Origin of the sequence: Bacillus sp. FSL H8-0547 (genome assembly GCA_038002745.1) — a bacterium.
GTDB lineage: Bacteria > Bacillota > Bacilli > Bacillales > Bacillaceae > Bacillus_P.
Genome location: JBBODD010000001.1, coordinates 3,938,170 through 3,956,379, shown reverse-complemented (window position 1 = coordinate 3,956,379; position 18,210 = coordinate 3,938,170). Strand labels below are relative to the sequence as shown.

The 18,210-nt window shown below is 44.2% G+C and carries 17 protein-coding genes; 4 read left to right on the top strand and 13 right to left on the bottom strand.

Going from position 1 to position 18,210, the window contains the following annotated elements; all coding sequences use genetic code 11:
• Positions 1-5: 5 nt before the first annotated feature.
• From MHB63_19920 to cydC, 3 genes are all read left to right on the top strand, one after another.
• On the top strand, positions 6-1,019 hold the full coding sequence (locus tag MHB63_19920; protein ID MEK3808799.1) for a cytochrome d ubiquinol oxidase subunit II: 1,014 nt from the start codon (positions 6-8) through the stop codon (positions 1,017-1,019).
• Positions 1,020-1,181: 162 nt separating this feature from the next.
• Positions 1,182-2,906: a thiol reductant ABC exporter subunit CydD gene (gene cydD, locus MHB63_19915; protein MEK3808798.1), complete on the top strand. Its 1,725-nt coding sequence runs from the start codon at positions 1,182-1,184 to the stop codon at positions 2,904-2,906.
• Positions 2,903-4,615, top strand: coding sequence for a thiol reductant ABC exporter subunit CydC (cydC, locus tag MHB63_19910; GenBank protein ID MEK3808797.1), 1,713 nt, complete (start codon positions 2,903-2,905; stop codon positions 4,613-4,615). Before cydD ends, cydC begins: the two co-directional genes overlap by 4 nt.
• 44 nt (positions 4,616-4,659) lie before the next feature.
• Here the strand turns inward: cydC and MHB63_19905 are convergent, their stop codons facing one another.
• Positions 4,660-5,649, bottom strand: coding sequence for a hypothetical protein (locus MHB63_19905; protein ID MEK3808796.1), 990 nt, complete (start codon positions 5,647-5,649; stop codon positions 4,660-4,662).
• A 206-nt stretch (positions 5,650-5,855) separates the two neighbouring features.
• Here MHB63_19905 and MHB63_19900 point away from each other — a divergent pair, with 206 nt between their 5' ends.
• Entirely contained in the window at positions 5,856-6,674 is an 819-nt protein-coding gene (locus tag MHB63_19900; protein ID MEK3808795.1) for a glycerophosphodiester phosphodiesterase, read from the top strand.
• Between the two features lie 688 nt (positions 6,675-7,362).
• On the opposite strand, the gene MHB63_19895 is transcribed toward MHB63_19900, so the two are convergent.
• From MHB63_19895 to MHB63_19840, 12 genes are all read right to left on the bottom strand, one after another.
• Positions 7,363-8,316, bottom strand: coding sequence for an LAGLIDADG family homing endonuclease (locus MHB63_19895; GenBank protein ID MEK3808794.1), 954 nt, complete (start codon positions 8,314-8,316; stop codon positions 7,363-7,365).
• Between the two features lie 125 nt (positions 8,317-8,441).
• The gene (locus MHB63_19890) at positions 8,442-9,230 is read right to left on the bottom strand and encodes a nucleotidyltransferase domain-containing protein (protein MEK3808793.1); all 789 of its coding nucleotides are present in this window, start codon (positions 9,228-9,230) and stop codon (positions 8,442-8,444) included.
• A 271-nt stretch (positions 9,231-9,501) separates the two neighbouring features.
• Positions 9,502-10,026: an SRPBCC domain-containing protein gene (locus MHB63_19885; GenBank protein MEK3808792.1), complete on the bottom strand. Its 525-nt coding sequence runs from the start codon at positions 10,024-10,026 to the stop codon at positions 9,502-9,504.
• A gap of 117 nt (positions 10,027-10,143) precedes the next feature.
• Complete coding sequence (locus MHB63_19880) at positions 10,144-11,421, bottom strand: MFS transporter (GenBank protein MEK3808791.1); 1,278 nt, start codon at positions 11,419-11,421, stop codon at positions 10,144-10,146.
• A gap of 206 nt (positions 11,422-11,627) precedes the next feature.
• A complete protein-coding gene (locus MHB63_19875; GenBank protein ID MEK3808790.1) occupies positions 11,628-12,038 on the bottom strand; it encodes a bifunctional adenosylcobinamide kinase/adenosylcobinamide-phosphate guanylyltransferase in 411 nt (136 codons plus the stop codon).
• The gene (locus MHB63_19870; GenBank protein MEK3808789.1) at positions 11,984-12,601 is read right to left on the bottom strand and encodes a histidine phosphatase family protein; all 618 of its coding nucleotides are present in this window, start codon (positions 12,599-12,601) and stop codon (positions 11,984-11,986) included. Before MHB63_19870 ends, MHB63_19875 begins: the two co-directional genes overlap by 55 nt.
• Complete coding sequence (cobS, locus tag MHB63_19865; protein MEK3808788.1) at positions 12,553-13,311, bottom strand: adenosylcobinamide-GDP ribazoletransferase; 759 nt, start codon at positions 13,309-13,311, stop codon at positions 12,553-12,555. Before cobS ends, MHB63_19870 begins: the two co-directional genes overlap by 49 nt.
• Entirely contained in the window at positions 13,308-13,865 is a 558-nt protein-coding gene (locus MHB63_19860; protein MEK3808787.1) for a bifunctional adenosylcobinamide kinase/adenosylcobinamide-phosphate guanylyltransferase, read from the bottom strand. Before MHB63_19860 ends, cobS begins: the two co-directional genes overlap by 4 nt.
• A complete protein-coding gene (locus tag MHB63_19855) occupies positions 13,859-14,923 on the bottom strand; it encodes a threonine-phosphate decarboxylase (protein ID MEK3808786.1) in 1,065 nt (354 codons plus the stop codon). The genes MHB63_19860 and MHB63_19855 overlap by 7 nt, the downstream gene beginning before the upstream one ends.
• Positions 14,901-15,887 carry an adenosylcobinamide-phosphate synthase CbiB gene (gene cbiB, locus MHB63_19850; protein ID MEK3808785.1) on the bottom strand — a complete coding sequence of 329 codons (987 nt, stop codon included), beginning with the start codon at positions 15,885-15,887 and terminating at the stop codon, positions 14,901-14,903. The genes MHB63_19855 and cbiB overlap by 23 nt, the downstream gene beginning before the upstream one ends.
• The gene (locus MHB63_19845; protein MEK3808784.1) at positions 15,871-17,181 is read right to left on the bottom strand and encodes an ABC transporter ATP-binding protein; all 1,311 of its coding nucleotides are present in this window, start codon (positions 17,179-17,181) and stop codon (positions 15,871-15,873) included. The genes cbiB and MHB63_19845 overlap by 17 nt, the downstream gene beginning before the upstream one ends.
• Before the next feature lie 16 nt (positions 17,182-17,197).
• Entirely contained in the window at positions 17,198-18,208 is a 1,011-nt protein-coding gene (locus MHB63_19840; protein MEK3808783.1) for an iron ABC transporter permease, read from the bottom strand.
• Positions 18,209-18,210 lie beyond the last annotated feature (2 nt).

Sequence of the window (18,210 nt, the reverse complement as noted above, 5' to 3'; positions counted from 1 at the left end):
ACAAGATGGATTATGAACTGATTGGAATTACCGTGCTCTGGACATTTTTGTACGGATACCTTATTGTAGCGTCCATTGATTTTGGTGCAGGTTTTTTCAATTATTACTCTGCACTGACAGGACGCGGGCCTATTGTAAAAAAAGTGATTAACCGGTATTTGTCTCCGGTCTGGGAAGTGACGAATGTATTCCTGATCTTCTTCTACATTGGATTGGTCGGATTTTTTCCGTCGCTTGCCTATTATTACGGTACAGCCCTTCTCGTGCCAGGAAGCATAGCCATTATTCTGATTGCCCTGCGCGGTTCGTATTATGCGTTTCATCACTACGGTAACCGAGAAAGTCTCTGGTATCAGTTTTTATATGGAGCGACAGGCCTGCTGATTCCGGCATCACTGTCTGTTGTGCTTACACTGTCTGAAGGCGGCTTTATCGACGTCAGCGGGGATGAGGTGCAGCTGAATTACGCCGAGCTCTTTACAAGCGCGTATGCGTGGGCCGTCGTCTTTCTGGCGATAGTGAGTGTGCTGTATATTTCTGCAAGCTTTCTGACGTTTTATGCTCATAAAGCGGGAGACAGCAGTGCCTTCAACCTTCTGCGCAAATATGCGCTGTTTTGGAGCGGCCCGACCATTCTTGCAAGCCTGCTCGTTTTTGTGTCCTTAAGAGAGCATAATCCGGGTCATTTTCAGCGGATGATGGATATGTCCTGGCTTTTTGGTTTATCACTTCTGTTTTTTGCGGGTGCCGTGTATTTGATTTGGAAAAAGAAGCGTTTGGGCGTTTCGTTTATCCTGGTCATGCTGCAGTTTGCGGCGGCATTTTACGGATACGGTGCATCGCATCTGCCGTATGTGCTTTATCCGTACGTCACGATCTACACAAGCTTTACAAACGATACTATGGCCCTGGCACTCATCTTTGCATTTCTTGCAGGATTAATGCTCCTTGTACCGTCGTTATACTTGCTGATGAGGCTGTTCCTTTTTGATAACGATTATGTGAAAGGCAAAAAATAGGAGGGATACCATGCAGACTTTTTTAATAATGGTGGCACCGGTACTAATTGTCGCAGTGACCGTTACAGGATTATTTGTCTGGGGTGCTTACGCAAAAGAGCCCTATGAAAAATAAAACGTGCAAAAGCTTAATAGGCTTAAACGCATAAAGGAGTCCGTGTGATGCAGCTGAAACATCTGTCGTCAAAACATAAAAAACATATTTGGCTTTTGAGGCTGCATGCTTTTTTAACAGGTGCAGCCGTTATAGCACAGGCGTGGCTGTTCGTCAGTATCACAGATGCCGTCTTTTTAAAAGACACGTCTTTCCGGGATGTTGTTCCTGAACTTTTTATTTTGCTCGCAGTGTCCCTTTGCAGGGCAGGATTTATGTATTTCGGCAAAAAAACCGGCGTTTCATTAGCGGCAGCCGTTAAGAAAGATATACGGTCATCGCTTCTTAAAAAGATGTCCAGAGAATCTGTTTTATCCTCTTCCGGCGGACAAACCGGCAGGAAAGTAAATGTACTGCTGGATGCAGTGGATGAAATAACACCTTATTTCAGCACATACATTCCCCAAATGATCCAGACGGGAATTATTCCGCTGATGATGGCCGCTGCCGTATTTACCCAGCATGTGTACTCCGGCATCATTCTGCTGGTCACAGCGCCTTTTATACCGCTTGCCATGGCACTTGCAGGCAGGAAAAGCAAGGATAAAGCAGAGCAGCAGATGGAGAGGCTCTCGCAATTTTCCGGTCATTTTCTTGATGTTCTTCAGGGGCTTGTGACATTGAAGATGTTCGGACGTTCAAAGGAGCAAAAAGACAAGATTGCAGAGAGCAGTCTGGAAATCCGTGATGCCACAATGCAGGTTTTGAAGGTAGCATTTCTCTCAGCGCTATCCTTGGAGTTTATTTCAATGCTCAGCATTGGACTGATTGCCTTTGAACTTGGCCTGCAGATCGTTGTCTTTCAGACTGTGACATTCTTTTCTGCCTTCTTTATTCTCATTCTTGTTCCTGATTTCTACCTGCTTCTTAAAGATTATGGCAGTGCCTTTCATGCAGGCAGAGGAAGCATGGGGGCTGCGAAGCTGATAGCAGAAGAACTGGAGGAGCGGGATAAAGCTGCAGTGTGGGGAGATCAGGAGACTGGCGGAGGACCGCCTGAACTTCATCTGAAAAAGGCATCTTACTCATATAAGAACAGTTCATTTTCTTTGCATGATATTGGTGTACATCTTAAACCGTTTGAAAAAGCAGCCATTGTCGGCAGAAACGGATCAGGCAAGACGACCCTTCTTCATCTGATCAGCGGGCTGATACAGCCTGATGAAGGTGAGTTGATCATAAATGGAAAAGAGAGGGCAGCTTATGATGAAATGAGCTGGTTCAGCAGGATGGTTTACATTTCTCAGCATCCCTATATCTTCTCCGGGACAATCGCAGAAAATATTGCCATTGGCCAGCTGAAAGAGGCGAGCCGGCGGGAAATAGAAGATGCAGCCCGCAAAGCGGGACTTGCTTCCATGATTGAAGCGCTTGAACACGGGTTTGATACGGTCATTGGAGAAGGGGGAAGAGGTCTTTCCGGAGGCGAAAAGCAAAGGCTTGCTCTAGCCAGGGCATTCCTGAAGAAACCGGCATTCATCTTGTTTGATGAACCGACCACAGGCCTTGACCTTCATACAGAAAGGATTCTCCAGCAGTCGATAAAAGAGCTTGGGGAAAACGCATCAGTGATTACCGTGGCTCACAGGCTGTACACAATTAAAGACGCAGACGTTATTTTTTATATGGAAAACGGAAGACTTGCGGCTCAGGGGACTCATTTGGAACTGCTGGACCGTTCCGAGTCTTACCGCAGCATGTTTCATATGCAAGTAAAGGAGGCGGCCAGATGAAAGACATTTCTCATATTGCACGTTTAATGTGGAATGAAAAAAAGGATATTTGGCTCACAGTCTTATTGTGCTTCCTTGCGGGTATAACGGGAATCGCGCTATTTGCATCGAGCGGCTACTTAATTTCAAAAGCCGCTCTGCTGCCGCCTCTTTACACACTCACAGTTATGCTCGCTCTATTGAAGCTTGCGGGTATTGGGAGAGCTCTCAGCAGATATGCAGAGAGGCTTGTTTCCCACAGGGCAACCTTTACCATTTTGAAGGATGTGCGCGCCTCCTTTTATGAAAAGCTGGAACCAATGGTCCCTAGGATCTTCAATACGTACCGGAGCGGCGACCTGCTTTCAAGAATAGTCGGGGATGTAGAGAACCTTCAGAACTTTTTCCTGAGGGTATTTTATCCCCCGGTCGTCTTTCTGTTTGTCTTTTTAAGCACGATTGCATTTGTATCGTTTTACTCCGTCCCCATTGCCATGATGCTTTTAGCTGGTATGGTGCTGACAGGAATGGTGATCCCGGCATACTTTGCATTTCTTCAAAAAAAAATCGATGACTCTGTCCGGGACATGAGAAGCCTTTTCTCATCAGAAGCGGCTGAATTTTACTATGGATACAGAGATTTAAAGATCTATGGACAGACGGCAGAAAAAGAAGAAAAGCTTCGCAGGCTGTCTGATATGCTTGCCGATAAACAGGCGCAATTAGATAACAGGGTGAATCAGACACAATCGATTAACACGGCGATTACGGTCATTATAAACTGCGGAATTTTAGCACTCGGGGCTTACCAGGCAGCAGCGGGTGAGCTGAACGGTCTGTATCTTGCCATGCTGGTGATGATTTCTCTCAATGTATTTGAGTTTGCTGTTCCGATGGCTGCTTTTCCAGTTTATTACGAAGAGAGCAGGCGTGCTTCTAAAAGATTGTACTCACTCCCGGAAGAGCCGGTCATACAGGAAGAAAAGAAGCAGGCTGACATCACAAAGGATGGGTTCTCTATTCACGTAAAGAATGTTCATTATTCTTACGGCACAGCGGGCTCCGGTCTAAATGGTGTTACTGTCACGTTTCCGCAAGGTTCAAAAACGGCTGTTGTCGGACCATCCGGTTCAGGAAAATCCACGCTGCTTATGCTGTTAATGAAAATGTATGAACCGGAAGCTGGAGAAATTATTTTGAATGAAAAGCCGCTTTCCGACATCAGCAGTGAGAGCATGTGGGATAGCTGCAATATTGTTCTGCAGGATAACCACTTTTTCTATGGGACTATCCGTGAAAATTTGCTGATCGCTGTTAAAGAAGAAACAGAGGACTCAGAGCTGATACACGCACTGAAGGAGGCAGGACTCGAGAACAAACGGCTTGATGATCCTGTTCTTGAAAAAGGCGATAACCTGTCAGGCGGCGAAAAACAGAAGCTTGCCATTGCAAGAATCCTGCTGAAAAAAGCGGGTCTGTGGCTGCTTGATGAACCAACAGCTTCAATGGATCTCCTGTCAGAGCAGAGCATTCAAGAAACCTTATTTAAGTATGCCGGCAGCAATACACTCATCCTCGTCAGTCACCGACTGACAGGACTTGAGAAGATGGATCAGATCATCGTTATGGATCAAGGACGCATTCTTGAAAAGGGATCCTATGCAGAACTCATGGAGAGAAAAGGTTATTTTTACGGTCTGAAGCAGATTGAACAAGAGGTGCTAGTATAAAAGATAAAATCCCTCTCGATATGGAGAGGGATTTTTTTGTGTGCCTACTGTCCTTTCGACAGCAGGCTGTCTATATGGAACTTCTCAGGCGGCGTTTCAAAACCGGCAGAGGTCTGTAAATCAAGTATTTTAAAAGTAACTTCAAGGCTTGATGCAGCATCAGTTAGCGGGATAGTAAACGTTTCAGCACCTTTAGAGACAATAAACAGCTTCTCATCCGATGCCAGTTCAACCCCATCCTGGAAATAGGTGATGTCTGCTTTAATGGCAACCTGTGATTGACCGGTAGCAGCAAAGGTAATTTTATCTTTTTGAATCTTTTTTAATTGGGGTCCTGTAAGAATTCTGCCCCGGTCAGCCTTTACGCCTGTTTCTTTTTCAAGATAATCAATCAGCTCCTTATTTTCAAGCACATTAGGAAGCTCCTTGTTCTCATGCTGTGTCATTTGATAGAAAGGCTCATTGCTTGAGAGGATTTCGTTTTTGTCTGTTTTTCTCCCTGAACCGTACAACATCACATAGTCATCAGCCATGATTTCCTGAGGATACCACATATGATCTGCATCAGAATAGTTCCAAAAAGCATCCCACCGTACAGGGGCATTTTCAATGCCTCTAAGTTTACTCCACTCAGAGAACGGAAAGTGATGGCTTTTTATATAGTGATAGGCAAAATGATGCCCATATTCATGTGAGAGAGTATCTCTGTAGGAGGAGACATCTGTATATGTGTCTCCCTTATAAAGGGTAATTGTGTCTGTTAGAGCGTGAAACCTTCCTTTTGTCGCTGATCCGTTTAAAGAATCTCCTTGAATACGCACTTCCTGAAGAAGAGATATCTCTTTTCCATGTTTATTTTGAATCAATTCCTTATAAAGTTCTTTTAACTTTTCTTCATCCCATTTATCGCTGTAGCTTAGAAACATAATCCCTTCTGGAGACTGATAGCTTGCTTGATAGTGTGTATCATATACCAGCGGGTCAAGACTGAGCATAAACGGAAGGGAAAACAGCAATAGCAGATGTTTCATCATCGTGTTCACTCCTCTGTCATGAGTCTAACATGCTGAGAACCGGTAATGGATTACCAATACTTGTATGTAAAGAAAGGCATGATAAATTTCCCAGAATGATTCACATGATTGATAACATTCTGACATCTCAATTTCACATTGGATACATATTCATCCAGTAAACTGAAGCTGTTCTTACAAATGAAGACAGAGGAGACGATGAAATGATGAAAACTTGGGCAGCCGGAGCGGGAATGGCCATCATATTGCTTGGAGCACCGTTATTGCAGCCGTCAGCAGCAGAAGCTTCAGCGGTGAAAGTGGAAAATGTAGCACACAGGGGGGCTTCAGGCTATGCTCCGGAAAATACACTTGCAGCCTTTGATAAAGCGGTAGAGATGAAAGCGGATTATATTGAAATCGACGTTCAGCAGAGCAAGGACGGCGAGCTCGTGATCATTCATGACACCACAGTGGACCGGACGACAGACGGAAGCGGCAAAGTAAAGGATCTTACATATGATGAACTCAGCAAGCTTGATGCAGGCAGCTGGAAGGGCGAAGAATTTACTGGCGAAAAAATCCCCACATTTGATGATATTCTTGACCGCTACAGAGGCAAAACCGGCATTCTGATTGAGCTGAAAGCACCTGAGCTTTATCCGGGAATCGAGGAAAAAGTGGCTGAAGAGCTTCAGGAACGCAACATGGACAAGCCTCAAAATGAAAAAATCATTGTTCAGTCGTTTAATTTTGACTCGATGAAAAAGATGGATTCCCTGCTGCCAACTGTACCAATCGGTGTGCTGACATCTTCGATTCTTCATACAACTGATACGGCACTGAATGAATTCAGCACATATGCAGATTACTTTAATCCAAACTACGGCATCGTTTCAAAGGATTTAGTAGCAAATGTTCATGAAAAGGGCATGAAAATCCAATCCTGGACTGTTCGCACACAGGAAACTGCCGATTTTCTGCTTGAGATGGGTGTAGACGGAATCATTACGGATTATCCTGATTATGTTGATCCAAGAAAATAAGATGGTAAACCGGCTCTCTGCAGAAAAGAGGCCGGTTTTTTACTTTAGCAGAGAAAACAGCTGGAAATGAGTGGAATATTAAAACTAATAAAACAATGTTCTAAATAATCATTCTAATCAAACTCCAGCCATAAGAGATGATAACCATTAGTTTAAAAGCGTCAGCAAGTTGTAAAAAGAACCAGAAGAAATTATTCACTCATAAAAACGTTATGTAAACTGAGCTGGAATTAAAGAAGAGAGTCTTGGAATTAGTTCAATGAGTAACGTGCGTAATCAAGAGCTTAAATCTAACGAAAATAAAACATCAGCTGCAAAAATGCGTAAATATATATGAGCAGCTAAAATAGAAATATTTCAGTGATCTGCAGAAAAAATCTTACTAATCTATAGTGAAATACGTGCGGCAGATACAGTGTGTCTAAGACGTTATTTTTTCTTTCTGTCTCATTTACTTAAGTTTACTTGTTATTTGAGACTGGAAATGACTATTATAATACAGCTGTCTATAATTTATATTATGTCTACTGCAAAAAAGTAAGTAAGGTATTAGACTTTAAGACTCAATCCCTCCTGCCCCTGGGATAATGTTAATCAATGCTAGTTTAATTTCAAATGTAAAAAGAGCTACCTCTAATTTAGATGGTAGCTCTGATCTTTTGATAGCCAAATCATAATCTCCCGTGCTTTATAGTTGATCTTTGAAGTTCTTGTCTTTTTTTATCCATTGAGTATAAGTTGTCTTGCTTATCCCGCAAATACTGCATGCTTTATCAAGTGAGCTTGAATTTCTGTAAGCTTCAATAAACTTTTGTTTTCTGTCTTGTACGGCTTTTTTGTTCACTTTTAATGGAGCGTCGGTTAATTCAGCAGCATCAAGATCTTTGTCTGGGAAAAGATCAAACTTACGTTTAAGGTGAATGTCACTGCAATTGTAAATGTACTCATAAAATAGTTTGATCGTTTTTCTTCCACTTATATAAAGTCTTACATGTTTATCTTTTTGAACTAAGTAAGGATCAAATCCCACTTTGATAAAAACTTCTTTCAATTTCTCCATAAAAGGAAGTGAACCCCCTACAAAACTAACCATATACCCTCTGGAATAGATGTTGCCGTCACCATCGAAATAACCTCTAATAAAATGCGGCATGTATTCTTCGGGAACATCAGGAAAATCAATGGTCAATGACTTTTTTGAAGTTACTCCGTGAAGTTCAATTAAATCTCTTTTTAAGATTTTGCTGTTGAGGTTAAGAAGAAAAACACCGGTTTTTTCATTTTTATAAAGAGGTTGAATTGTTTTAAGTTCCTTTTTAATTCTTTCGAGTATTTCGCTTTCTTTTTGAGCGATGATAACGCTTTGTGTTCCCTTTGCAATCGTACCATCTGCCAGTATAAACCCGAGGATATAGGCCATATTGGGTGTCCATTTCTTAAAGTAACCTTCATCTAAACTGTACTTCCTCTTCCAGCTCCCCCTCGGCCGCATTTCTACCCCGTGTTTTGAAAGGATATTAAGTATGCTCCCTGCTGTAACACCTGCCAGTTTGGCAATTTCCGAGGTGCTCTTACCATCTTTGTAAAGCCTGATTACTTCTTCGCTTTCAAGCAAACATTTCCTGTTTTTAGATGCTGACACGGAATAACAGCCTCCAGTACAAATGGTTTTCGGTTCATTATTATTATATCGAACATTTGTTCTGTATGTCTATTTTTAGCACTTTTCTATGTAAACAAAAGAAAAAGCTCCTTTAAAGGAGCTTTTCATCGCTTATCCCAAACTTCTTTCAGCATATCCCTGAAAAGTTCATTCAATTGTGCAGTGGGATCCTTCTTGACTGTCTTCCATTGTTCTGCAGCGAGCTTCAGCCGGGTTATCTCTGCATCAAGGAACGAATTGATCACATCTATTCTAGGTTCTTTATCAAGTTCGTCTCCTTTTATTTTTCTTGCAAGCAGGGTGTGTATCTCCTGCTTAAGAGGACTTTCAGGCAGCAATTCAAGGAGTGTCTGGAATTCCATCGGCGGAAACTCATTCTTTTCCTCAATCCATTTGGCTGCAAGCACCGGGCGAAGCACATAGAAGTACTTTTTGATTTTAACGGTGCTTCCCTGCAGATAGTCCCTGTAGTTCCCGCTTGCCATGTTCAAATAATGGTACATCGCAGACTGCGGGGTAAAAACGCTGTCCTGGATCTCAGCCATGCGCTCAAGGGCTGAATAGGCACGATAGTATACAATCGGAGACTTCATCCATTCCATGAGCGGCGGATTGGATTTTCTGAATAGCTTCAGCGCTTTTGTCAGATCCCACCCTGAAACATCGAGCAGATCATTGATGGGTCTTTCTATCACATCACGGTTGGAACCTACTCCGACCGGGTCAATGCTTAAGTAATGCTCTGGTTTGTGTATGTACAGAAACCGCACGTCGTAATCGCTGTCCTTTGAAGGAAATCCCCATGCTCTGCTGCCTGATTCACAGGCGTAGAGGACTTTAACGTCGTTTGTTTCCTCTATATCATGTAAAATCTCAAGAATCTGTTCTCTCATTGCTGTTTCTCCTAATTTGTTTTGTTATAAGTATTCACCCTAAAAGGAAAGGGATGGAAAGAACAAAAGCGCAAGCGCCTTGGTCAGATCCGATAGGCAGATAAGAATCCGGCGGAAAAGTCCGGTTTTGACTTTTTTGACGGATTTGTTCTGACAGAGGATCTAGGCGCTGGAGCTGGACGATGATAACTTTGTTATGTTTTCCACAGCCTATTATTCTTTATAATTTCTTAAACAAGAAAAAAGCCGCAGAAGCAGCTTTTCTCACTGTTTATTTCAATGTAGCGAGCAGTTCGTCAAGACACTCAAATTGTGATGACATTCCTTCTACTACGCCCATTTCTGTCACCTTTTTAAGTTCTTCCTCAGTTGCGAATTGGGATTTGACGACTAGTTTTGTTGTGTCACCATGATCTTCGAAGACCATCGTAATCACCATTTCCGGCATTTGCTCTGAAACCACGCCTGTTTCATCTGAAAATGCATCCACATAAACAATTTTCTCAGGAACCGAAATTTCTTTGTAGGTGGCAATTCCCCATGATTCCATGCCGTAAAAGTCACCCTGGTCTTTGTCTTCGCAGCGCATGCAGTAATGCCAGACGCCGCCAGGCTCAAATTCAAACCGTTTGTTTGCAGTACTCCACCCTTTAGGACCCCACCAGGCTGCAAGCAGATCAGGTTCGGCGTATGCTCTGAAAACAAGTTCTCTTGGAGCGTTAAACATTCTTTCAATAATAAGTTCTTTCCCCTCAACTCTTGAAGCAACAGTAGCGGCACTCTTATTTACTGACATGGAAATTCCTCCTTTTTATTGCATACACTACTCTCTTTCGTGCCGCATAAACGAATTCCTGCACAAATCCTTAAATAAAAAAACTCTCCATGAACAGAGAGTTTTTTAGAGACAGAATCAGCTTTCTTTAACTTGAACGGTCTGCTGGGCAATCACGTTCTCATCCTTCAATTTGAACAGCGGCATGATCAGCATCGTGCCAAGCAGGAACAAAATGCCGGATACAGTATAAACGCCTGAAAGCGTCAGCGGAGTTTTTAATAGTCCCGACAGCGACATGCCTGCAACCATCATCCCCATGAAGAGCGGGTTGAGAACCCCATTGACGCGGCCGACAAATGCTTCATCTGTATTTTTTAGGATCAGCGTGTTGATGCCGATGTGAATGCACGGGAAGAAAAATCCGTTAAGCAGCTGCAGGCCGATTGTCAGCGGAAAGCTTGTGGACCAGCCGATGCTGATGGTGAAAATCATGCTTGAGAAAATACCTAAAGCAAGCAGCTTTTGCGGTGAAATTTTCTTTGAGAAGGCAATGACAATTCCCCCTCCGGCAAGCATCCCGATTCCATTGGCCATAATCAGCCACTGCAGGTAGTCTTTCGTCAGACCGAGATTTTCAATCGTAATAAAAATCATCAGCGGCGAAATCAAGCCGACAGCAAGACCGCAAACCGCAAACACTCCGCCCATTGTCGTCAGAACTTTTTTGCCGATGACATAACGGAATCCGTCTGCAAGTTCCTTTTTAAAGCTTGTTTCGTCATCTGATTTGACTTTTTCAAGATCGCGGGGCAAAAACGTCAGAACAGCAGCGGACAGCAGAAACATGACGCCCATGACAATAATGGATGTGTAAATGCCGTATGATTGGTACACAATGGTGCCAATGACAGGACCGATTACCATAAAAACAGCCATCAGTGATTGGAAAATAGCCATTGCTGACTGCAGCTGGTCTTCAGGAACGTGCTGTTTGAGCAGTCTCATCGCCGATGGCATTGAAAACTGTGACAGGATGGCGGATACGAGCGTTGCAAAGAAAATCGCGTGCCATGACCCGTATACAAGAGTTAATAAAACAACAAAGATCGATACAGCGGACAGTACGTCACACCAGACCATCGTCAGTTTCGGTTTCCATCTGTCAGCAAACGTTCCGCCGATGATGGAAAAAATAAAGATTGGTGCAAACTCGGCAATGGAAATAAGCGACACATAGACAGGATCGTTATTCGTAAGCTCTGTTACATACAGTAAAATGGCAAAGTTCCGTATCCAGATTCCGAGCTGCAGCAGGAAGTTGGATCCCATGATCGCAAGAACGATCCGGTTTTTGAATAAATTTCCTGAAGGCGTGCCTTTTGCCGGCATGGCTTCAGTCAAACTGTTTTCCATACATATCATGCCTTTCAAGCTTAATGTAAGTCTTTTACATGATTTCCGTTTCTGCAGAAACTAAGACAAGTGACGTCATACTTATTCGTGCTCCGGTCTTAATCCCCTTTAAGAATTTATAAAGAATAATCACAATGAAGATTATATACGAAACTCATAACGTTTAGATACTAAATTTTTCAAAATAAAAAAAGGGACAAAGCCTCTTATTTTACCTTCTTTACAAGTCCATGCCACACGCTGTAAACATCCGTGCATAGCGCAGCGGCATCCTGCTGGATCCATCCGATTACATCTCTCAGGCGTCTTTCGTTCTCAGAGACCGGCACAATCCCTTTACCGACTTCAAGCATGATGATGATGGTTTCCTGTTTCCGTTCAAGCAGTTCATTTAAAAATCCGCTGTATTGTGTTCTAACTTCCTTTAAATCGGTCAGATCCTCTTTCTCAATCCATTGTTCAAAGCCTTCAAGAACAAGAGGACCATCATCGACCTTTTTCCAATCAGGCATATGATCTCCGCTGTAAGCCGTAATCCATGCTGCATGGGGCCATCTGCTTTTCACAAATGCTCTTTTCCCGCTGCAGGCTCCTCCGATAATGAGATGCACGTCCATCCCTCCTCCCTTTCTTCAGCGTTTAAAATGACTGCTTTACCAAATGGTGCCGAGATGTGCCAAAAATCCGGAGTGTTCAGAAAAGAAGAGACAATCTGTCTGATCACTCCTCCGTGTGTGACGATTACTGCTGAATCAAGTTCTCCTTCAAGAAATTCTCTTAAAAAAGACGATACTCTCTCCTGAAATGAAATGCCTGTTTCTCCGCCTGGAGGGCCGGTGCTTTCCCAGTTGTCGAGCCAGGAGGAATATATGCTGCAATGTTTCAGCTCTTCATACGTCCTGCCTTCCCACTCCCCGAAATGGAGTTCTCTGAGGCGGGCATCATATGTTACCGGCTGGCTGGGAAAAAGAAAGGCTGCTGTTTCCCTGCATCTGAGGAGGTCGCTTGAATACACCTTTCGAGTGCCGTATTGATGCATAACATTTTTTAATGGAAAATAGTCCTCCAGAGAACGGCTATTCACCGGAATATCGCTGTGTCCTAAATACTTTCTTTCAGCATTCCATTGCGTCAAACCATGCCGAATAAGAAAAAGCTGTACAGTACGCCCAGATTCCAAATTTCTGCCCCCTCAATAGAGGCACCTGCAGTGTCTCCGTTTATTCCGTCAAACTGCTTTTGTGACCACCGGCCGAAAAGAAAACAAAAAAGAATCTGCAGCAGAAACATCAGGCCGACTATCCAATTGAACGCCATAAATGGAAGGAGCCAGCATGCGGCAATGATCAGTTCTTTCATTGAAAGATGCTGTTTCCAGAAGGATGCCATTCCGCCAGTCTGAAAAGCTTTAAACCCATACAGATGCATAAGGACCTGAAATCGTGAAAGTATGGGAATGACAATCAGATACATGCCTGTTTGGTCCAGGGGAAGCAAATTGTGCACAATCAACAGTTTCCAGCCCAATAAAAAAATCACGGCCAGCACGGCAAAACTGCCTGCACGTGAATCTTTTAAAATCTCTCTTTTCTTCTCAACATCACCATTTGATCCAGCTGCGTCTGCAACATCCATGACGCCATCAAGATGAAGCCCGCCTGATAAGTAAACCCAGACACTGATCAGCAGGAGCGCCAACATGGAAACTGGCAGGATATCATTCAGCAGCTGAAAAAGCACAAACATGCAGGCTCCTATGACTAGCCCCGAACCAGGAAAAAAACGCAAAGCCCACTTTAGTGTTTTTTCATCCGTGCCGCACTCGATCTTGAGCGGTATTCTCGTCAAAAACTGCAGAGCAAGAATTCCTCCGTGAAAGACTTGTTTCATTGATTATTTCCTCCCCAGATCCCTTCAGGGTATTGACCATCTTTTTTCCAGACAACCGGCAGGCCGCATAGGACTTCATAAACATCATCCGCCGCATGGACAGCTAGTTTATGAACCGACTCAAGACATTGAATATAGTGATCTATTCCTTTGTTTTTTAAAGGAATTCCTTCATTTACATCATTTGATACTAGATACAGATTAAGGTTCTTTCTTTTAGAAATGCTCAGCAGGTTGTTGAAACGGGCTGCTGTCTCCTCAATAGACAAATGCTCTGAAAACATGACATTGCTTGTCCAGACTGTCAGACAGTCAATTAAAACAACAGCTGAATCAGGAAGATTTCCGGCTGCCAGGTCTATGTGCAGCGGCTCTTCGATTGTTATCCACCTGTTTCCTCTGTCCAGCTGATGAATGGAAATGCGTTCTGGCATTTCGCTTTTCAAGGCAGTGGCCATATAAAATGGCTTCCTGTCCCCTGCGGCGTCCGCTGCCATTTGTTCAGCGAGCCTGCTTTTACCTGACCGGGCTCCTCCTGAAATAAATGTCAACATGACGTATTTCTCCATTTTCTTAACGCTTTAAGCAAAAGCATGTTTTCCTCTCTCGTCCGGACAGCGAGCCGAAGAGCGCTCCCTTCAATCAGCGGGAAATTAACCGTGTGCCTTGCCAGTATTCCTTCTCCTGCAAGAAACAGCAGAAGCGGTTCATGATCTTGAAGAAGCGGATCTCGGAGCAAATAGAAATTTACTTCTGTATCAGACACCTGAAACTTCATCTCCAGGAGTTCACCTCTTAAAAACTGCCATTCCTCCCTCAGCCATGCTTTTGCTGCAATCAGAAAGTCCTTTGTTTTCGGAAGCGCATGTATGACGGAAAGAGCTATAGAATTAACGCTCCAAGGGACTGAAAGGGACGCAAGCTTTCGTATGATTTGCTCATGTGCAAGCACATAACCAAGCCGGATGCCCGGCACGGCAAAGATTTTGGTCAATGATCTCAAAAGGATGAGGTTTGGAAATGCTCCCAGTAAATGAGCAAGACTAGAGTCAGAAAAATGGACAAAAGCTTCATCAACGACTGCATATTGACCAGTCTGTTTTGCTGTTTCAAGCAATCTGACAATCTTATCTTCAGGAACCATCTCTCCTGTAGGATTGTTTGGGCGGCATAGAAATAATAGGTCGGTATCCTGGATGAAAGCTTCAGAATCTTTTAGATCCTCATAGCTGAAGTGTTTTATGTGAAGCTGATGGATGCTGCATGCCCGCTCATACTCGCTGAAGGCCGGCTGAAAGATACCGGCACGTTTCCCTTTAAATAACTGTGCAACTAAAAAAATAGCTTCCGCACCGCCGTTAGTAAGCCAAATTCTTTCCATCTTCACGCCTTCAAAAGAAGCCAGCATTCCTCTTTCCTCTGTATAAGAAGGATCAGGATAAACTGTGATTTTTTGAAGGAGGCTGTTCTGCATGGATTGCAGGACGGTATCAGGGATGCCAAGCGGGTTTAGATTGGCGCTGAAATCAAGCATGTTACTGCCCGCTTCAATTCCTTTCATTGTCAGCAGATTCTGAATGGCAGATGAATTACCCCCATGCTGCGGCCACATAGTATATCCTCCTTAACATGAACAAGCAAAGATAGATTGCAAGTAACACAATCCAGGCACCGTTCATGATATGTATTGATTGTTTGATATGGACCGGTAAGAGACTCGACTGTGCATCACCGAGCTTTGCACGATGTGAAACCGTTCCTGAATACGTATTTGTTCCCCCAAGCTGAATGCCGAGCAGTCCTGCAGTCATCGCCTCCGGCCAGCCGCTGTTAGGACTTGGATGCTTTTTGGCATCCCTCCATGTGATCTGCCAGCCATTTCTTCTTTTCATTCCCCTGACAAAAAAACTGCCTACCCACATGCATAAGGCGCAAAGCCTTGCAGGAAAAAGATTCATAAGATCATCAAGTCTTGCGGAACCAAAGCCAAAATCACGGTATCGCACATTTTTGTAGCCAACCATAGAATCCAGTGTATTTACTGCCCTGTAGGCAAGGGCAAGCGGTGCTCCGCCAACAATGGCAAATACGAGCGGACTTATGATAGCATCAACTGTGTTTTCGGCTACTGTTTCCGCAGCTCCCCTTGTGATTTCACCGGAGGGCAAATCGGCGGTATCTCTACCCACGATCTCACTCAGTTTTTTTCGCGCTTCTGAAAGATTGCCTGCAGCAAGAGGCGTGTAAACCTCCAGTGCAGCTTTCTTCAGTCCTTTGATTGCCAAAGTTGTAGAAATCAAATAAACCTCTGCACACAAGCCTGCTGCGTAGTGGATGGAATAAAGCCACTTTAGAAGAATCATTGCTGTGATAAATACAGCTGCCGGCAAACAAACGGCAAGCATGATTCCTTTTCCTTTTCTGCAGTAACCTTTGTTCAGTGTCCTCTCTGCTGTGCGGATGATCTTACCAAATAGGATGACCGGATGAGGCAGCCATTTTGGATCGCCAATTATCAAGTCCAGCAGCACACTCCCTGCCACCAGTAATAGAGTATGTTCAGCAAATGGCTGCAAGGGAATTCTCCAGTCTTTTCAAGGCTTTCATGATCAGCGCATCAGCAGCCTGCATGACGGAAGGATCATCCGGTTTGCTGCTGCTATAGGCTCCTGCCGCAAGTTCAGGCTCTGCGTCCGGAGACAGTCTAGTTATCCCCGCATTCAGCTTAAGAGTAAGATTCATAAGACCGCTGTCGCTGACTGCAGCATCTGTTAAAAGGGCAGCAGTCAGCATGCTGTCCGAATAGGAAAAAATCATGCATAACGTGTGCATTGACTCATTTTTGATAAAGTGATCAGGGACCCTTTTATGATTGCAGATGAAAATGTTGTTTCCAAGTGACCACAGGATAAGCTGTCCGGCTGTTTCTTTCTGACCTGCGTATATTTCCAGACGGCTGGACCAGTGCAGGCCGCTGCCGTTTGGTCCAGCTGTCAGCATTCGAAATGGCTGTTCCATCGTAATGATTGGAGGATTTCCCTGGTCAATATGCAGCGCTGAAAGCAAATCGCTCCTTTTCCCTTGCAGGTAATCCGGCGATAAAGTAATGTGCGGCTTGGGAGCAGCAGGATGGGACGAAAAGTGAAGAGAAAGGTCATAAACGTCCGAGAACGTTTGCTCATTTTCTTTTTTTAGTCCAGTGTAGCAACCTGCAAGCATACCCCGGTCCAGCAATGCAATTTGATCTGCATAAAGCGAGGCAAGATTCAAGTCATGAAGGATGGCCAGGATGGTCAGATTCATTTCCTTCTGCAGGGTTTTCAGAAGTTCAAGAAGCTCTTTTGTATGTTTCATATCCAGATGGTTTGTCGGCTCATCGAGCAGCAGAAGCTCAGGCTCCTGTGCGAGAGCTTTTGCAAGAAGCACACGCTGCTTTTCTCCGCCGCTTAATGCCTGAAAAGGTCTTTTTCTGTACTGCCAGACAGCCGTCTGTTTCATCGCTTTTTCAGACGCTTTCCTGTCTGCATCAGAATGTTCTTTAAAAAACATGCCTTTTTGATGAGGGTATCTCCCGAGCATCACGATTTCCTCTGCTGTGAAATCAAGCCCTGATTGATTTTCCTGCGTCATGACGGCTGTTTTTCTGGCAAGTTCTTTTTGCGAGTAGGATGAAAGCTTTTTTCCATCTAAAAAGATGTCGCCATGACTTACAGGCAGCGCTCCCATGATTAAGCGGATCACAGTCGTCTTTCCGCTTCCGTTTGGTCCTGCCAGCGCCAGGAAATCACCTTTCTTAATGGTGAAGGAAAGATCATGGATGACTGTTCTTTTGACATCATAGCCTCCTGAAAGGTTTTTAACTTGCAGCATAGTGCCTCCTCCTTTCTCATCCGTGCTTTTGCTTCCGGTTTTTCACCAGCAAAAAAGTAAAGATCGGTGAGCCGATCAGGGCTGTGATCACACCGATTGGCAGCTCCTTCGGTGAAATGATGGATCTTGCAAGCAAATCTGCAAGCACCAGATATCCGCCGCCAATCAGCATAGACAGCGGGAGAACGTGCCGGTGGTTTGGCCCTGCAAGCAGTCTCACGAGATGAGGAATGACAAGACCGACAAAGCTGATGGCTCCTGAAACCGCAACGGCGCTCCCTGTAAGAATCGACGCGGCTATTAGAATGATCGTTTTCTTCCTTTTTACATTCATTCCTGCAAACTGTGCAGACTGCTCACCAAGTGCCAGGTTGTTCAGCTCCCTGTAATGATAGAGGATCATCAGTGCGCCTATCACAAAAAAGGGGAAAATCAGCTGGACATGTCCCCATCCTCTCATAGAGACACTTCCCATGATCCAATAGAGAATTTGACTGATGTCCTCACGCGGAACGAGGGCAATCAGCAGTGAGATAAAGGCGCTGATAAAGGAAGAGACAATAATGCCTGCAAGGATAATGGTTTCATTCGTCAGCTTTCCGCTTGCAAGCTGTGTGAGAGCAAAAACAATGAGCAGGGTAATCATTCCGAAAAGGACAGCGATTACCGGGAGCGTGTAACTGCCTAAGAATGTCAGCTGAATCTGGAAAAAGATAATGATAACTGCCCCAAGCGAAGCACCTGAAGATACACCGATTGTATACGGATCTGCAAGCGGGTTCTGCAGCAGTCCCTGGAAAGCGGCTCCCGCCAAAGAAAGGGAGGCTCCAACAAAAAAGGCAAGCATCACCCTTGAAAACCTGATTTCCCAGATGATCATTTCTGTGCTCTGCTCCCCGTCATACAGCGGTACATGAAAGATCTTGCCGGCAAGAATAGTTAAAATATCAGGGACGGTTACTTGAACCGCCCCGGCCAAAACCCCTAACAGGATGCTGCATGCTGCAAAGCAGATAGCACCAATCATTA

What these genes read in the sequence shown, in the direction of transcription:
- MHB63_19855 (MEK3808786.1), bottom strand. Translation starts at nt 14,923, where the DNA reads ATGTGGCCGCAGCATGGGGGTAATTCATCTGCCATTCAGAATCTGCTG.
- cobS (MEK3808788.1), bottom strand. Translation starts at nt 13,311, where the DNA reads ATGAAACAAGTCTTTCACGGAGGAATTCTTGCTCTGCAGTTTTTGACG.
- MHB63_19890 (MEK3808793.1), bottom strand. Translation starts at nt 9,230, where the DNA reads ATGAGAGAACAGATTCTTGAGATTTTACATGATATAGAGGAAACAAAC.
- MHB63_19880 (MEK3808791.1), bottom strand. Translation starts at nt 11,421, where the DNA reads ATGGAAAACAGTTTGACTGAAGCCATGCCGGCAAAAGGCACGCCTTCA.
- MHB63_19845 (MEK3808784.1), bottom strand. Translation starts at nt 17,181, where the DNA reads ATGCTGCAAGTTAAAAACCTTTCAGGAGGCTATGATGTCAAAAGAACA.
- MHB63_19875 (MEK3808790.1), bottom strand. Translation starts at nt 12,038, where the DNA reads ATGGACGTGCATCTCATTATCGGAGGAGCCTGCAGCGGGAAAAGAGCA.
- MHB63_19905 (MEK3808796.1), bottom strand. Translation starts at nt 5,649, where the DNA reads ATGATGAAACATCTGCTATTGCTGTTTTCCCTTCCGTTTATGCTCAGT.
- cydD (MEK3808798.1), top strand. Translation starts at nt 1,182, where the DNA reads ATGCAGCTGAAACATCTGTCGTCAAAACATAAAAAACATATTTGGCTT.
- MHB63_19885 (MEK3808792.1), bottom strand. Translation starts at nt 10,026, where the DNA reads ATGTCAGTAAATAAGAGTGCCGCTACTGTTGCTTCAAGAGTTGAGGGG.
- MHB63_19920 (MEK3808799.1), top strand. Translation starts at nt 6, where the DNA reads ATGGATTATGAACTGATTGGAATTACCGTGCTCTGGACATTTTTGTAC.
- MHB63_19900 (MEK3808795.1), top strand. Translation starts at nt 5,856, where the DNA reads ATGAAAACTTGGGCAGCCGGAGCGGGAATGGCCATCATATTGCTTGGA.
- cydC (MEK3808797.1), top strand. Translation starts at nt 2,903, where the DNA reads ATGAAAGACATTTCTCATATTGCACGTTTAATGTGGAATGAAAAAAAG.
- MHB63_19860 (MEK3808787.1), bottom strand. Translation starts at nt 13,865, where the DNA reads ATGTTGACATTTATTTCAGGAGGAGCCCGGTCAGGTAAAAGCAGGCTC.
- MHB63_19840 (MEK3808783.1), bottom strand. Translation starts at nt 18,208, where the DNA reads ATGATTGGTGCTATCTGCTTTGCAGCATGCAGCATCCTGTTAGGGGTT.